Below are 16,128 nucleotides of genomic sequence, written 5' to 3'. Positions count from 1 at the left end.
AAGAACTTCAGAATAAAAAAAATGAAGCGATGCTTGGCGGCGGTGTTGATAAAATAAAAAGTCAGCACGACAAAGGAAAACTTACAGCCCGCGAGCGTATAGATTTGCTTGTAGATGAAGGCAGTTTTGAAGAGGTCGATGCTTTTGTAAAACATCGTGCTACAGATTTCGGGTTGGAAAAACAAAAATATCCTGGTGATGGAGTTGTGACAGGTTTTGCGAAAATGGACAATCGTCCGATTGCAATATTCAGTCAGGACTTCACAGTATTCGGCGGCTCACTATCCGAAGCCCATGCAGAAAAAATTGTCAAGATCATGAATATGGCAATGAAAGCAGGTATTCCCGTGATTGGATTAAATGATTCAGGTGGCGCACGTATTCAGGAAGGTGTAGTCAGTCTCGGTGGATATGCTGATATTTTCCTGCTTAATACGCTTGCATCAGGAGTTGTACCGCAGATTTCCGTGGTACTTGGACCATGTGCCGGCGGCGCTGTTTATTCTCCTGCGATAACTGATTTTATTTTTATGGTAAGAAACACAAGTTATATGTTTGTAACGGGACCAAATGTTGTTAAAACTGTAACTCACGAGGATGTAAGTTTCGAAGACCTGGGAGGTGCAGATACTCACGCATCCAAAAGCGGGGTAGCACATTTTGTTTACGATAACGAAATTGAAACTCTGCTAAATGTCCGGAAATTGATGAGTTTTCTTCCGTTAAATTTTATGGACAAACCGGTTGAAAAACATTTTGAACCTTCATCGTTAGCAGTAGAGGAAAGACTTAATACTTTGATTCCTGATAATCCAAATAAACCATATGACATGAAGCAAATAATTAACCTGCTTGTTGATGATGAGGATTTTTTTGAAGTTCATTCAGGTTATGCTGAAAATATTATAGTAGGCTTTGCAAGGATTGGCGGATCAACAATTGGTATAGTCGCTAATCAGCCGCAGGTTTTAGCTGGAGTACTCGATATAAATGCATCGGTAAAAGGTGCAAGGTTTGTAAGATTTTGTGATGCTTTCAGTATCCCACTTTTAGTTCTTGTTGATGTTCCCGGATTTTTACCCGGTACTGAACAGGAATGGAATGGAATTATTCGGCACGGATCTAAACTCTTATACGCATTTTGTGAAGCTACAGTGCCAAAGGTGACTGTAATCACCCGAAAAGCTTATGGCGGTGCCTATGATGTAATGAACTCAAAGCATATACGCGGTGATTTCAACTTTGCCTGGCCTTCGGCAGAGATTGCAGTTATGGGACCTAAAGGCGCAGTTGAAATAATTTTCAAAAAAGAAATTGCGAAGGCGGAAGATCATCAAAGTGAACTGGAAAAAAAACTGAATGAATATATCGACAAGTTTGCAAATCCTTACATAGCTGCTGAGCGCGGGTATCTGGATGATGTTATTCAACCTTCTGAAACAAGGATAAAACTTTATAATGCTTTTCAGTTGTTAAAGAATAAAGTGGATTCTAATCCGAAAAAGAAACACGGAAATATCCCTTTGTAAGCTGAAAAGGTTCTAACTTATTAAATTACTTAGTATTAAAGACAAGATTTGATTTTTTACTTGATAATACCTATGACTAAACTTATATTAAACTGCAAATAAACTGGAGTTCGCATGAGAGAACAACTATTACGGTATGTTGCTATTTCTTTATTTGCTTTATTGCTCACATCATGTGGAGCTAATAAAGAAATAGTAAAGGAGGAAAGTTCAACAGAGAATAAAACTGAGGTTCCTAAAGGGGGAATTGTCTCGGAAATGTTGGAACAGGCACGCCAATACTATATAACCGCACTTACCAAACAAGAACTTAATAGCACTGCTGAAGCTATAAATAATTATGAAGCTTCAATGCGGATAATAAATAATCTGAGCTATTATCCCGGTATTGATGCTAATGAGGCATATCTTGAACTTGAACAATCAATAATTGAAGATTACAAAAAATATGTCGATGGATTACCTGAGCTTCCATTGGAGGTGTCATTTGCCGCATTTGAAGAATGGATGGGAAAGACGCTTCCTGAACTTCAGATAAAGGAAAAAACTGAGGAAACTGAAAAACCAATAATAATCCCTGCAGATGTACCACTTGAAGTGAACGCACACGTTGAACAATGGGTTGAATATTTCACAGGACGCGGCAGGAAGCATATGAACCTGTGGCTTGCCAGATCAGGCAAATACTTTCCGATGATGACAAAAATCTTCTCCGAGGAACAGGTTCCTCAACAGCTTGTTTATCTTAGTATGGTGGAAAGCGGATTAAATCCGGTTGCAAGATCATGGGCAAGCGCTGTAGGTCTTTGGCAGTTTATCAAATCCACGGGAAGATTATATGGACTTGAAACAGATTTTTATTTTGATGAAAGAAGGGATCCTTACAAATCGACACGCGCTGCAGCACAACACTTAAGAGATTTATATAATTCACTCGGCGATTGGTACCTTGCACTTGCTGCTTATAATTCCGGTGAAGGTAGAGTAACAAGAGCTATACGCAGAGCTGGTTCAAGAGATTTCTGGGATGCAAGAAAATATTTGCCGAAAGAAACCCGAAATTATGTTCCTCAATATATTGCAGTTTGTATGATTGCGATGGATCCTGTTAAATATGGGTTTACAGAAATCACCTACGAAAAACCATATGACTTTGAAACTTACAACATTAATGGAGCTATCGATTTAGGATTTCTTTCAACTTGTGCAGGAATTAATCTTGAAACATTAGTTGATATGAATCCTGAATTGACTCAAATGAGCACACCATCTTCATTCCAAGGTGGCTATCCATTACGAATACCAAAAACAAGTTATGAACTGTTTGCGGCAAATGTTGTTAATATTCCGGAGACAGCAAAAAGAAATTATCTTGTTCATACTGTAAAAAGCGGAGAAACTTTAAGTAAGATTGCATCAAAGTACGGTGTTACAAAAAATGATCTTGCCGATGCAAATAATATCTCGACCAAATCGAGATTGTACAGAGGTGTTCAGCTAAAAATTCCTGTCAGCAATATTAGTGAGAATAATTTTGCATTCAACACAAATACTGAAACTGCAGGTGATAATAACAATGGCGATTATGTTTCTCCTTATGAAAGCTTGAATAAAGATAATTCGACTGAGACCCAGGAACCCACGGAAGATTATGCGTTTGTATCGGATGAGAACGAAAGTGAATCGTTAGACAAGAAAGAAGATATTACCCCTATAATACCCGACGGTATGGTTCCTGTAAATTACAGGGTTAAGAAAAATGATAGTCTTCTCGGAATTGCCGACCTGTTCAACTCACGAGTTAGTGATTTGAGAAACTGGAATAACATTCCTTACACATCGACCATATCAATAGGACAAAACCTTACAATCTATGTTCCTGAAAAACAAAAAGATTTCTATGCAAGTTTAGATAACCAGACACCTATCGAGAAATCAATCACCAAAACTAATGTTACAAAAAATAGCACATCATTCTCATATCACACGATCAGAAGAGGTGAAAATCTTCATTCGATAGCAAGGAGATATGGAGTTGGTATTAGTGATCTCAGGGAATGGAACGATTTAACAGGCAACACGATACTCGCCGGTAAAAGGCTAAAAATTTATTCGGATAAATCCAGCTACACTTCAAGTGAAAATACAGTCACGAAAAACTCTCTCTTCAGATATAAAATAAAAAGGGGAGATACAGTAAGTGAAATCGCAGAAAAATTCGGTGTTTCAGTTGCGCAGCTTAAAAAATGGAATGGCTTAAGAAGTAATAAACTCATTGCCGGCAAAACACTGAAGGTTTATGGTTCATCATCCGTTAACACTTCTTACGGTGACAACACTGTAAAATCAAATGCGAATGTTAATTACTATAAAATAAAACCGGGCGATTCACTCGGTAAAATTGCTGAGTTATATAAAGTATCAACTGCAGATGTTATGAACTGGAATGGTTTATATAACAATAAAATTATTGCGGGGAAGACTCTTAAAATTTATTCTGACGCGAATGTAAATGACATTCCTGTTGTTAATAATAACAATACTAATTCAAAAGGATCATCCGTTCATACTGTAAAAAAAGGTGATACTCTTTATGATATTGCTACACAGCATGGTATGAGTGTTTCGAGATTAAAATATATCAACAACCTGAGCAGCAATAAAATAAAAGCCGGTCAGAAATTAAAAGTTGAATAAAAAGTTAATTTGAAATATTTTAGAGGTAACAAAACTTAGTTTTTTTATTTATTGATTGAGCCGTTAGGGGTGTCCTGCTGAGCCGGACTGAGAACATACCCTTAAACCTGATCTGGATAATACCAGCGTAGGGAAACGGGCTGAAAGAATAATTAAAATTTTAGCCGTTTCTGTAAACGGCTATTTTTATTTGGAGGTGTTATGCGAATTTTAGTTATTCTTTTTCTATTTCTCTGTTCTGAATTATTCCCGCAAAATTTTATCATCAAAGGTAAAGTGCTTGACGATGAAACCAGCCTGCCTCTTAATTTTGCAAACATAAGACTCGCTTCAGATAAGAACACCGGCACTGCGACTAATGTTGATGGATCATTCGCTTTATCTGTTAAAGGTTTGGATGAAGACTCAATCATTGTCAGTTATCTGGGATATAATATATCAATAATTCCTGTTACATTATTGACTGACGAGATAATTGAAATCAGGCTTCAGCCCAAAGTATTGTCTTCACAGAGTGTATTGGTTAGGGGAAGTATCGGACGAAAAGGTGAATCTCCATTTGCTTATGACAAGGTTACTAAATCGGAGATCAAAAAAAATTACCAGGTACAGGATATTCCGGAATATCTTAGCAAGTTACCTTCATCTATATTTTATTCGGAATCCGGAAACGGAATCGGATACAACTATCTATCAATCAGAGGTTTTGACCAGAGAAGAATCACCGTAGCGATAAACGGAATTCCCCAGAACGATCCGGAAGATCATAATGTTTATTGGGTGGATTTTCCTGATTTGCTCGCGAACTCTGATTTGATACAGGTTCAAAGAGGTTCAGGCTCAGGGTTATTCGGATATCCAGCTATCGGCGGTGCAATAAACATACTTACATCCTCCTACACGGCAAATCCAACTGCGGACGTAAGTATGTCTGTAGGAAGTTTCAATACGAGGAAATACAGTGCATCATTCTCAAGCGGTTTAATAAATCAGAAATATTCTTTTATGGGAAAACTTTCGCGGATTCTAAGTTCCGGATACCGTGAAAAAGCATTTGTCAAATTCAGTTCATATTATTTCTCCGTTTCAAGATTTGATGATGATGTGATTACTCAATTAAACTTTTACGGAGGACCCATTGAAGATGGTTTGGCATACACCGGGTTACCAAAATTTGCAATCAATAAAAAACAATTGCGGAGAGCTAATTATTCTTACTGGGAAGCAGATAATAATAGCTACACATATTCACTTGTAAGAAGACCGGATGAAATAGAAAACTTTTCACAGCCTCACTTTGAATTGCTGAATGAAATTAATATCACAAATGATATAACTCTAAATACAGCCTTGTTTCTTGTAATAGGTCAGGGCTTCTTTGATTATGATGCATCCTGGGCGGATACAACATATTTCAGATTGACAAGACAATATGGATTTAATCCCGCCGGTAATCCTGGAAATGCGCTTATCCGAGCACAGGTGGAAAATGTGCAGTACGGATTTATTCCCCGCGTAAACTATAAACACAGAAATGGTGAACTAATTTTCGGAGGCGAAGTAAGACTGCATAAATCAGATCATTGGGGTTCTATAAATTATGGAGAGAACCTTCCAGCCGGATTGACTAAGGATTATCGGTATTATTTTTATAACGGAGGCAAAGATATAATTAACGGGTTTATTAATGAGAACTATGTTATAAACGAAAAATTAAATCTGTTAGGTGAAGTTCAGGTTGCATATCATAAATACAGAATAGAAAATGAGAGATATGTTGGTAATAAATTTTCCATTAGTGACGTATTTATCAATCCACGGTTCGGAATCAATTACAGGGTGGATGATACAAGACAGTTATATTTTTCTTTTGCGCGTGTAACCCGTGAACCAAGATTGAAAAATTATTATGATGCGGCTGAATCAAGCGGAGGCGCGCTGCCCCAGTTCGAATCAACTGTAGATACAGCCGGAAATATTATTTCATTTGATTACAACTCACCTTTAGTCAAACCTGAAACAATGAACGATTTTGAAATCGGAGGAAGCATATCTACTTCAAAATATAATTTGTCCGTTAACATTTTTCTTATGCTTTTTGAAAATGAAATAATCAAGAACGGACAGTTGGATAGGTTCGGTCAACCAGTTACAGGTAACGTTGAACAATCAGAACACCGGGGGATTGAGGTATCTCTGCTTTATAAAGCAAATAAAAATGTCACCCTGTTTGGTAATACAACCTATAGCCTGAACAGGATAAAAGACGGAAAAGATTTTTTTAGTTCAACTGATTTCATTGATTTAAATAATAACCGTATAAGCGGCTTTCCTGATTATCTTGCTAACCTCGGATTGCTTCTGGAATACGATGATTACCTTTTAAGAATAGACGCTAAATACGTCGGCGATTTTTATTCGGATAATTATGATGAAAACCTGACTGAATATCTTGTGGTCTACCCTGATCTTGTTGACTATAAGGACAATGTAAACGATTCTTACTTTGTAGTAAACGTTTTTGTTTCGCATAGCTTCAGATTTTTTAACTCACTCAGTTCATCAAAAATATTTCTTCAGGTAAATAATGTTATGGATGTATTGTATTCATCAAATGCAATTGGTAAGGAATTTTTTCCCGCTGCAGAGAGAAACTTTATCGGCGGTATACAGATAAGTCTTTAGAATTCAGAGGGATATTTCAAGATGAATAAATATTTAGTACTCGCTAATGGAAATCCTCCTGCAAAATCTGTTATCAGTTATTTGAATAACATCGGGTATAATAAATTGATCTGTGCAGACGGTGGAGCAAATAAAGCATTATCACTTAAACTAAAACCGGATATTATAATAGGTGACCTTGATTCTATCAGCAGTAAAACACTGAGGTATTTCAAGGGTAAATCCAGGATTATCAGACTTAAAAGGCAGAATGACACCGATGTTGAAAAGTGTCTGAAGCACCTGATAAGTAAAAAGATAAATGAAGTAATCCTGCTTGGTGTGACGGGGGACAGACTTGATCATACATTCTGCAATCTTGGAATTGTTTTAAAATTCTACAATAAAATAAAAATTACGATCATCGCTGAAAATTCTGTTCTTCAGCCTGTCACCGGATCGGCAACATTCATCACAAAAAGTAAAGAGATCATTTCATTGTACGGTATCGACCCCAAAACAAAAATTACAACAAAAGGATTGAAGTATTCATTGAATAATGAGAACTTACCATTTGGAATCAGGGATGGTACTAGTAATCTAGCATTGGGGAATGAGATTACCTTAAATGTTAAAAAAGGTATTATTTTTATGATCAGAGATTTTAATGTGATGAAAAGATATGGTCTCTTTCAGCAGCATTGATTTAATATTAATTGCGGTATTCTTTATATCTCTGCTCATCATTGGGTTTGCTGCGTCAAGAAGCGTATCATCAAACGCTGAAACATATCTCCTTTCAAACCGTAACCTGGGATTATTTTTATTTGTATTAGTTAATGTGTCAACGTGGTATGGCGGTATACTTGGAGTAGGAGAGTTTACTTACAGGTATGGAATTGTAAGCTGGGTAACCCAGGGATTGCCATATTATATTTTCGCATTTCTGTTTGCTCTGCTGTTTGCAAAAAAAATCCGGGAAGCTTCACTCTTTACTATTCCCGATAAACTGCGTGCTGAGTATGGAAATGCCGTTGGATTGATCTCAGCGGTGATTGTTTTCATTCTTGTTTCACCGGCACCTTACCTGTTAATGGTTTCAAGTTTATTGTCATTAGTTACAGGGATCAGTTTAGAATTTTGCCTGCTGATAAGTCTAATCCTGTCGTTATCATATATAATATTCGGAGGCTTTAAATCGACTGTTTACACTGATGTAATGCAATTCTTCGTAATGTTTATCGGGTTCGGCGTATTATTTTTTGTCGCACTCACAGATTACGGCGGATTATCATTCATCAAATCAAATGTTCCTGAAGGGCATTTAACAGCTTCGGGCGACTTGCCTCCGTTTGTTATGATCGTGTGGTTCTTAATTGCTTTGTGGACGTTTGCTGATCCAGGTTTTCACCAAAGATGTTATGCAGCTAAAACAGGAAAGATTGCTTCAAAAGGAATTTTAATATCAATCATTTTCTTTGCTCTCTTCGATTTACTGACTACAACTTCGGGTTTGTATGCGAAAGCAATAATCCTTGATCTTGATCAACCGATGCTTGCTTATCCAATGCTGGCAGAAAAAATTCTTTCTCCGGGGTTGAAAGGATTATTTTATGCTGCTCTCTTTGCAACGATAATTTCAACGCTGAATAGTTTTTTATTTTTAAGCGGAACAACAATCGGCAGGGATTTTATTTTTCAATTCACACATGAAAAGTCCGAGCTTGAACTCAGATACTTTACAATAATCGGATTAATTATTTCATCAATAATCGCATTCATTCTTTCAAATGTGATTTCTTCGGTAATACAAATCTGGTACACGTTGGGTTCTCTTTGTATACCCGGAATATTAATTGGTGTAATTAGTTCTTACTATCCAAAGCTTAAAATAAGCAGCAGTATGATGGTTATTGAAATGATAGCAGCGGTTTCATCAAGCATATTATGGCTGATACTTCAGGATAAATTTCCTGAAGAATCAACATTATCACTGGTTGAGCCAATGCTGATAGGGCTTCTGGCAGCAATTGTTATTCACACTATTGGTTTAACGAGCAGGTTTTTTCTTAATAAGAAGTGAGAGTATAACTGATAGTGTTAACACTCCAATTATTATGGTAAGCGATATCTCTGTCGGGATCTTATAAACTTCGGATATTAACATTTTTATCCCGACGTAAAACAGAATTAATGCGACCCCATACTTCAGATAAATAAACAAATCAACAATTCCTGCTAGTGCAAAATACAAAGCTCTTAATCCAAGTATCGCAAAAATGTTTGATGAGATTATTATGAATGTATCAGTTGTTATCGCAATCACAGCGGGAATTGAATCGACTGCAAAAACTATGTCTGATGATTCTATCAGAATCAGGGTCAGAAAAAGGGAAGTTGCAAATCGCTTTCCTTCTTTACGAATAAAAAATTTCCTGCCGTGATATGTGGGAGTAAAATTAAAATAACGGGTAATAAATTTTACGAGCATACTTTTGTCCGGATCAATTTTGTGTTCACCGCCAAAAGCCATTTTATATGCGGCATACAGAAGTACAATACCGAATATATAAATGATAGGATGAAACAAATTCAACAGACCAACACCGGCAAAAACAAAGATCACTCGGAAGACAATTGCACCGATAATTCCCCATTTAAGTACATGCGGCTGGCTTTCCGGTGGAACACCCATAACATTAAAGATCATCAGGAAGACGAACAGATTATCTACTGACAGGGATTTTTCAATTAGGTAACCTGTAAGGAATTCAATGCCTTTAGTGTGACCATCTTCGAGATGAAGATAAATGAAAAGATTAAAAAGCAGAGCGGTAAGTATCCATACACCGCTCCACATAAGACTGGCTTTTAATGTTATAGTACCTCTTCGGTGATCTGTAACGTACAGGTCAACAAAAAAGAGTATTGAAACGATGACGCCAAATATTATCCAGAATGCGAATTCGTTCAATAAAAAGTCAAGCATAACTAAGGGAGTAGTATCCCCGCGGCAAGAACAGTTGTCCACATTCCGGTTTTATCACCTTCAGCGCTTTGGGTTACGTTAAATGAACGAACAATTTTTCCGGACATTTTATAAATATTTTCCCTTTCGCTCCAGTCTATATCAGGATTAAATTCTACACCCAATGTAGTGGCGAGCATTGTTGCGGCAAGGTCTTCAGCATAATCGCCAGCAACTTTTTCAGTTTGACCGAACGGGTGATGCTCCGACAAATAACCATACGCATTATTGTCAGCGGGTAGTGCAACCCCAATTGAAGCGGCTACAAGGCGGTTCGGTTCATTGGTGGAATTTCTTGCCATGACAGAAAATGTAATCTGTCCCGGCTGAAGAAGTTTTAATCCTTCTTCTTTGGTAATTCTTTTACAGTTTGTCGGAAAAATACTGCTTACTGTAACAAGATTACATATCTCGATATTAGCACTGCGAAGCGCCAGCTCGAATGATGTTAGATATTCTTTGTGCCTTCCGACACCCTTTGTGAAAAATATTTTTGTTGGTACATACAACTTATCATCTCCTTTCTATTACTTGCTTTTTATTCTGATAAATTTTCTTTTTCCTACTTTAAGGATTATTTCTTTATCTAATTTGATTGTTGAATTAATATCTTCTGTTTTATTGTTATCAATCATAACACCACCCTGAGTAACCAACCGTCTTGCTTCACCTTTAGACGGTGCAAATCCGACTTTGATTATCAGGTCAAGTATGTTGAGTTCTTTTTCATCTATTTGTATCTCAGGAATATCATCAGGAATTTCTTTTTTGATAAATATCCTGTCAAACTCAGCTTCAGCTTCAATTGCAGCTTCTGAGTTGTGATAAATTCTTACCAATGTTTTTGCAAGATAACGCTTGAGATCTCTTGGATTATTTGAAGCATCATCAAGTTTAGTTTTTATTTCAATTAATTCCTGGTTTGAAATATCCGTTGCAAGTTCAAAGTAATTATAAATTAAATTATCAGGAATTGAAAGTGTCTTACCAAAAATTTCCTGTGGTGATTCTGATATTCCAACATAATTATTGTATGATTTGCTCATCTTCTCAACACCATCAGTTCCAACCAACAAAGGCATTGTAAGAATAACCTGTGGCTCAATTCCATATTCTCTTTGTACAGCACGTCCAACAAGCAAGTTAAATTTCTGATCTGTTCCGCCAAGTTCAACATCGCTTTTAATTGCCACTGAGTCCATTGCCTGTGCAAGCGGATATAAAAATTCATGAACACTTATTGGTTCACCACTCTTAAATCTTTTTGTAAAATCATCGCGCTCTAACATTCTGGCTACTGTATATTTTGAAGAGAGTTTTATTACATCTTCAAAACTCATTTTGCCGAGCCATTCTGAGTTATAGACAATTTTTGTTTTTTCCTTGTGAAGTATTTTTGACGCCTGCTCAAAATATGATTCGCCGTTCTTTCTTGTTTCGTCAAGAGAAAGTGCGGGGCGAGTAACATTTCTTCCGGAAGGATCTCCGATCATTCCGGTAAAGTCACCAATAATTAGTATTGCCTGATGACCGAGTTCCTGAAACTGTGCGAGTTTTCTTAAAACAACTGCATGACCAATATGAAGGTCAGGTCGGCTTGGGTCACAGCCTAATTTTATATTTAACGGGGTTCCTTCTTTGTAAGACTTAGTAAGTTTTTGTTCTAATTCTTCTTCGGGAATTATTTCGAACGCACCCCTTCTTATTATATCAAGCTGCTCTTTAACAGGCGGGAAAGAAATTTTATTCATCTGATAATCATTCACCTTTAGTATTTAATTTTTCTTTCTTGATCACGTTCAAAATCCTTTTTAGCGATTGCGTGACGTTTATCGTAAGTCTTTTTTCCTTTAGCAACAGCAATTTCAACCTTAACTTTACCGTTCTTGAAATAAAGTCTGAGTGGAATTAACGTCAATCCTTTTTCTTTAACTTTCCCGATCAGTTTTCTGATCTCACTTTTATTGAGAAGCAGTTTGCGGGTTCTTACCGGATCGTGGTTATTAATATTCCCCTGAGTATACTCACTTATGTGCACACTTACCAAAAAAACTTCACCATTTTGAACCGTTGCGTAACCATCAACAAGGTTTGCTTTGCCGGCACGTAAAGATTTAACCTCTGTACCGGTAAGCGCAATTCCGGCTTCAAGAGTCTGCAGTATAAGATATTCGTGTCTGGCTTTCCTGTTTACCGCAATATTCTTTTCTTCAACGGATTCAGTCATAATTCTCAAATAACACGGTTAAAAATATTTTTATTGATTAAGAAAATCAAGAAATCACAGTTGCAATATAAACATAATTTTAAGGAACTTAAGTGAAAATATTTCCATTTATAGTATTCATTCGATATTTTTAAACAGCAATTATTTTAGCAACAGCCTGCTGTACAGAATGAAATGAAGAATAAAATATTTCTGTTCTCAATTACCATCTTCCTAATAGTCTTACCTTCTTGCACAAACCAGGTAAAAGAAAATGAAATAGTTATCTGGCACAATATGCGCCCCGAGGAAAAGAATATTCTTCAAAGGCAGATTGATGAGTATACCAAACTTAATCCCGGCATAAGAGTAATCCAGCTTTATAAAGAAACAGAAGAGATGCGTTCAGGCTATATTGTTGCTGCCATCGGCGGGCAAGGACCGGATCTCATTTACGGTCCATCTGACCAGGTTGGTCCTTTTGCTGAAATGGAAATCATTAAACCTCTTGATACGATTTTTACACAGGAGTATATCGAATCATTCAATCCAAATGCATTAATATACTCCAACGGAAAACTGTGGCAGCTTGCAGACAAACTTGGTAATCATCTGACTCTCGTCTATAATAAAAAACTTGTTCCCGTTCCTCCCAAAACCGATAAGGAATTAATTGAAATTGGTCAACGTGTTACAAAAGATTTTGACGGTGACGGAAGAACAGATCAATATGGATTAGTGTGGAATTATACTGAACCATATTTCTTCATTCCATTTCTGACAGGATATGGCGGTTGGGTACTTGATAGCTTAAATCAGCCTACACTCAATACGCCTGCAATGATTAAAGGATTGAATTTCATTTCAGCGTTAAGGGATAAGTACAAAATAATTCCCAACGAAGCTGACTATGATATAGCAGATGTTCTTTTCAAAGAAGGCAAAGCCGGAATGATGATCAATGGTGATTGGTCATGGTCAAGTTACGGCAACGCAGGAATTGATTATGGAATTTCCATACTTCCCTTAATGACAGAAACAGGGAAGTACGCCACACCTATGGTTGCGCCCAAAGGTTATTCAATCAATAAAAATGTTGATGAAGTAAAACTTGAAAAAGTTAAATCACTTCTTTTCTATTTGATGAGTCCTGAAAAGCAGCTTGAGACGGCACTTGAGGTAAAAACATTTCCAAGTCAAAAAATTCTTTATGATGATCCGAGACTTACTAATGATGATATACTGCTTAACTCAATGAAGCAGATAGAACTTGGAATTCCGCTGCCGATAGTAACTGAGATGCGTGCTATCTGGGATGCGATGCGTCCTTCATATCAGGCAGTGTTAGGAGGTGCAGTATCACCGGAAAAAGCTGCAGCAGATATGCAAAAATCTGCTATTACAAAAATTAAAGAGTTGAGAGAGGATGTTGTAAATCCAACCTTTGGATTAATACTTCAGTTGATAGCAGTGGTAATTATTGTCGTCGTATTATTTCTTATGAGAAGATCGATTGTTGATTTCTTCAAGAATTTAAAGCGGGATTCATTCGCATACTACCTGGCTCTGCCGGCAATTTTAATAATGCTTGCAGTTATTTTTTATCCGTTCTTTTACAACATAGTTTTATCATTTTCAAATATGAGTCTTGCTCATATCAATGACTGGAGCTTAATAGGATTTGATCAGTACATAAAAGTTTTCTCTGAGCCGGAGTTTTATTCGATCTTTTTGAAGACGATAATCTGGACATCGGCAAATATGATTTTCCATGTAATGTTAGGAGTAACATTGGCGTTACTACTAAATAGGAATTTACCCGGTACTCCGATTTTCAGAACGTTGCTGATCTTACCGTGGGCTGTCCCGCAATATATTGTGGCTTTAACCTGGCGGGGAATGTTTAACTATGAATACGGCGCTATCAATTTAATTCTTGTTAAGTACCTGTCAATGTCTCCGGTAGAATGGCTTAAATCTCCAGTCGAAGCATTTTCAGCAGTCATCATAACGAACATCTGGCTTGGATTTCCTTTTATGATGATAATTGCGCTTGGCGCTTTACAAAGTATTCCACAGGAATTATATGAAGCCGCTGATCTTGATGGTGCAAGGTGGTATCATAAACTGAAGACAATTACAATTCCATTAATTAAACCTGTAATGATCCCGGCAATTACACTTGGTGTTATATGGACGTTCAACAATCTAAATGTCGTATGGCTTGTCAGTAATGCTGGTGAACCTTCTGATAAGACTCATATTTTAGTTTCGTTTGTTTACAAGGCGGCATTTAATTTATACCGATATGGATATGCCGCTGCGTTCAGCGTTATTATATTTTTGATTTTGCTTGTCTTCGGTCTAACATTCCTGAAAAAGACTAAAGCAACAGAATCAGTTTATTAATTCTAAACCGGAAGAAGTATGAATAAGAATAAGTTAAAGAATAAGAGTAGGATGAAGAAAAAAAATCTTTTAGTTGATATACTCACATACTTGTTCCTTATCGTTTTTACTTTGATTGCACTGTATCCGATTATAAATGTGTTTACGATTTCAATACGTCCGGATGATAAATTACTCTCAACCAATCTTGATATTATTCCCGACAACGCAACTTTCAGACAATACATTGAACTCTTTACTAATCGACCATTCCTGTTATGGGTTTGGAATTCCACAATTGTGTCAGGTATTGTAACATTAACTGGAGTCGCACTTGCTTCAACTGCCGGTTATGCTTTATCAAGATTTAAATTTATTGGTAAGCAGGTTAGTATGGTTGGTATTCTGACAACACAAATGTTCCCGGCTACTATGCTTCTTCTTCCAATGTATATTATGCTTATTAAACTTGAACTTTTGAACAGCTATCTTGGAATCATCATAGTTTATTCTGCGACCGCACTACCGTTTTGTATCTGGCAGATGAAAGGATATTACGATACCATTCCATTCAGTCTTGAAGAATCGGCAAGGATCGATGGATGCAATAAATGGCAGGCATTTTATAAAATAATTTTCCCGCTTGCTGCACCGGCTTTGGTAATCACCGCTTTGTTTTCATTTATGACAGCCTGGTCTGAATATATTGTGGCTGCGCAGGTTCTACAGGACACTGAATTATATACTCTTCCGCTTGGATTAAAATCATTTCAATCAAACCTAACAACGGAATGGGGATTATATGCTGCCGCAGCGCTTGTGGTAAGCATCCCCGTTGTTGCATTGTTTATCATTCTTAGTAAATGGCTTGTATCGGGATTAACACTTGGAAGTGTGAAGGGGTAGAAATCTCACAAATAAATTGAATTTGTTTTGCAATTTTTGTGTATATATTTTAAGTATATACAAATAGGAGTTAATATGGAAACAGCAAAGTTATTCGATAGCGGCAATAGTCAGGCGGTCAGAATTCCAAAAAAATTTAAACTGAAAGGTAAAGAAGCATACATTACCAAAGTTGGTGACGCGATAGTTATTCTTCCCAAAAAAGAAAAATGGTCTTCGCTTTTTGAAAGTCTTAGCAAATTTTCTGATGATTTTATGAGTGAACGCGAACAACCACTTTTGGACGAAAGGGAAGACTTGTTTTGATGAAGTACTTATTAGACACAAATATTTGTATTTACATTATCAAAAAAAATCCATCAAAAGTCATTGAAAAATTCCGGAGGTTGAAGCCAGGTAGCGTTGCCATATCTTCAATAACTGTTTCTGAACTTTACTATGGGGTTTACAAGAGTTCCAGACAAAATGAGAATATGATAGCATTGCAGGAATTTTTACAGCCTCTTGAAGTATTGGATTTCTGTTTAGAAGATGCTTTAGAGTATGGTAAGATCAGAACCCAACTCGAAGAAAAAGGAAAACTGGTTGGTGCAATGGATTTATTAATTGCATCAATTGCTAAAAGAAATAATCTTATTCTTGTCACAAATAATACAAAGGAGTTTACAAGAATTCCTGAGTTAATTTGCGAAAATTGGATTTAATCTTTC

General features: G+C 36.6%; 13 protein-coding genes and 1 riboswitch. Of the genes, 9 read left to right on the top strand and 4 right to left on the bottom strand.

Features of this window, described 5'->3' with window-relative positions; genetic code table 11:
• Positions 1–29: 29 nt before the first annotated feature.
• The 5 genes from IPM56_09715 (at position 30) to IPM56_09695 (ending at position 8,973) form a co-directional block, all read left to right on the top strand.
• A complete protein-coding gene (locus IPM56_09715) occupies positions 30–1,529 on the top strand; it encodes an acyl-CoA carboxylase subunit beta (protein QQS38276.1) in 1,500 nt (499 codons plus the stop codon).
• 114 nt (positions 1,530–1,643) lie between these two features.
• On the top strand, positions 1,644–4,226 hold the full coding sequence (locus IPM56_09710; GenBank protein ID QQS38184.1) for a LysM peptidoglycan-binding domain-containing protein: 2,583 nt from the start codon (positions 1,644–1,646) through the stop codon (positions 4,224–4,226).
• 55 nt (positions 4,227–4,281) lie between these two features.
• Positions 4,282–4,377, top strand: a riboswitch (TPP riboswitch).
• A 50-nt stretch (positions 4,378–4,427) separates the two neighbouring features.
• The gene (locus IPM56_09705; protein ID QQS38183.1) at positions 4,428–6,911 is read left to right on the top strand and encodes a TonB-dependent receptor; all 2,484 of its coding nucleotides are present in this window, start codon (positions 4,428–4,430) and stop codon (positions 6,909–6,911) included.
• A gap of 21 nt (positions 6,912–6,932) precedes the next feature.
• Complete coding sequence (locus IPM56_09700) at positions 6,933–7,595, top strand: thiamine diphosphokinase (GenBank protein ID QQS38182.1); 663 nt, start codon at positions 6,933–6,935, stop codon at positions 7,593–7,595.
• Positions 7,573–8,973, top strand: coding sequence for a sodium:solute symporter family protein (locus tag IPM56_09695; protein QQS38181.1), 1,401 nt, complete (start codon positions 7,573–7,575; stop codon positions 8,971–8,973). The genes IPM56_09700 and IPM56_09695 overlap by 23 nt, the downstream gene beginning before the upstream one ends.
• Here the strand turns inward: IPM56_09695 and IPM56_09690 are convergent.
• The 4 genes from IPM56_09690 to smpB are packed head-to-tail and all read right to left on the bottom strand — an operon-like array spanning position 8,941 to position 12,145.
• Positions 8,941–9,879: a TerC family protein gene (locus IPM56_09690; protein ID QQS38180.1), complete on the bottom strand. Its 939-nt coding sequence runs from the start codon at positions 9,877–9,879 to the stop codon at positions 8,941–8,943. The genes IPM56_09695 and IPM56_09690 overlap by 33 nt on opposite strands.
• 2 nt (positions 9,880–9,881) lie before the next feature.
• A complete protein-coding gene (locus IPM56_09685) occupies positions 9,882–10,427 on the bottom strand; it encodes an arginine decarboxylase, pyruvoyl-dependent (GenBank protein ID QQS38179.1) in 546 nt (181 codons plus the stop codon).
• A gap of 18 nt (positions 10,428–10,445) precedes the next feature.
• A complete protein-coding gene (locus IPM56_09680) occupies positions 10,446–11,660 on the bottom strand; it encodes a tyrosine--tRNA ligase (protein QQS38275.1) in 1,215 nt (404 codons plus the stop codon).
• Positions 11,661–11,686: 26 nt separating this feature from the next.
• Positions 11,687–12,145 (bottom strand): SsrA-binding protein SmpB, encoded by a 459-nt coding sequence (gene smpB / locus IPM56_09675; GenBank protein QQS38178.1) that lies wholly within the window; start codon positions 12,143–12,145, stop codon positions 11,687–11,689.
• 276 nt (positions 12,146–12,421) lie between these two features.
• Here smpB and IPM56_09670 point away from each other — a divergent pair, with 276 nt between their 5' ends.
• The 4 genes from IPM56_09670 to IPM56_09655 all read left to right on the top strand — a co-directional run bounded on the left by IPM56_09670 (position 12,422) and on the right by IPM56_09655 (position 16,122).
• Positions 12,422–14,533 (top strand): extracellular solute-binding protein, encoded by a 2,112-nt coding sequence (locus tag IPM56_09670; protein QQS38274.1) that lies wholly within the window; start codon positions 12,422–12,424, stop codon positions 14,531–14,533.
• 51 nt (positions 14,534–14,584) lie between these two features.
• Entirely contained in the window at positions 14,585–15,418 is an 834-nt protein-coding gene (locus IPM56_09665) for a sugar ABC transporter permease (protein QQS38273.1), read from the top strand.
• Between the two features lie 75 nt (positions 15,419–15,493).
• On the top strand, positions 15,494–15,724 hold the full coding sequence (locus IPM56_09660; protein QQS38177.1) for an antitoxin: 231 nt from the start codon (positions 15,494–15,496) through the stop codon (positions 15,722–15,724).
• On the top strand, positions 15,724–16,122 hold the full coding sequence (locus IPM56_09655) for a type II toxin-antitoxin system VapC family toxin (protein QQS38176.1): 399 nt from the start codon (positions 15,724–15,726) through the stop codon (positions 16,120–16,122). The genes IPM56_09660 and IPM56_09655 overlap by 1 nt, the downstream gene beginning before the upstream one ends.
• The last annotated feature ends 6 nt before the right edge of the window (positions 16,123–16,128 follow it).

This window comes from Ignavibacteriales bacterium (genome assembly GCA_016700155.1).
GTDB lineage: Bacteria > Bacteroidota > Ignavibacteria > Ignavibacteriales > Ignavibacteriaceae.
The sequence above is the reverse complement of the archived record's forward strand: the minus strand, read 5'-3'. Positions and strand labels throughout refer to the sequence as shown.

Excerpts from the sequence above, each read along its gene's own strand:
- IPM56_09715 (QQS38276.1), top strand. The coding sequence starts at position 30 with ATGCTTGGCGGCGGTGTTGATAAAATAAAAAGTCAGCACGACAAAGGA.
- IPM56_09710 (QQS38184.1), top strand. The coding sequence starts at position 1,644 with ATGAGAGAACAACTATTACGGTATGTTGCTATTTCTTTATTTGCTTTA.
- IPM56_09705 (QQS38183.1), top strand. The coding sequence starts at position 4,428 with ATGCGAATTTTAGTTATTCTTTTTCTATTTCTCTGTTCTGAATTATTC.
- IPM56_09700 (QQS38182.1), top strand. The coding sequence starts at position 6,933 with ATGAATAAATATTTAGTACTCGCTAATGGAAATCCTCCTGCAAAATCT.
- IPM56_09695 (QQS38181.1), top strand. The coding sequence starts at position 7,573 with ATGGTCTCTTTCAGCAGCATTGATTTAATATTAATTGCGGTATTCTTT.
- IPM56_09690 (QQS38180.1), bottom strand. The coding sequence starts at position 9,879 with ATGCTTGACTTTTTATTGAACGAATTCGCATTCTGGATAATATTTGGC.
- smpB (QQS38178.1), bottom strand. The coding sequence starts at position 12,145 with ATGACTGAATCCGTTGAAGAAAAGAATATTGCGGTAAACAGGAAAGCC.
- IPM56_09670 (QQS38274.1), top strand. The coding sequence starts at position 12,422 with ATGCGCCCCGAGGAAAAGAATATTCTTCAAAGGCAGATTGATGAGTAT.
- IPM56_09665 (QQS38273.1), top strand. The coding sequence starts at position 14,585 with ATGAAGAAAAAAAATCTTTTAGTTGATATACTCACATACTTGTTCCTT.
- IPM56_09660 (QQS38177.1), top strand. The coding sequence starts at position 15,494 with ATGGAAACAGCAAAGTTATTCGATAGCGGCAATAGTCAGGCGGTCAGA.
- IPM56_09655 (QQS38176.1), top strand. The coding sequence starts at position 15,724 with ATGAAGTACTTATTAGACACAAATATTTGTATTTACATTATCAAAAAA.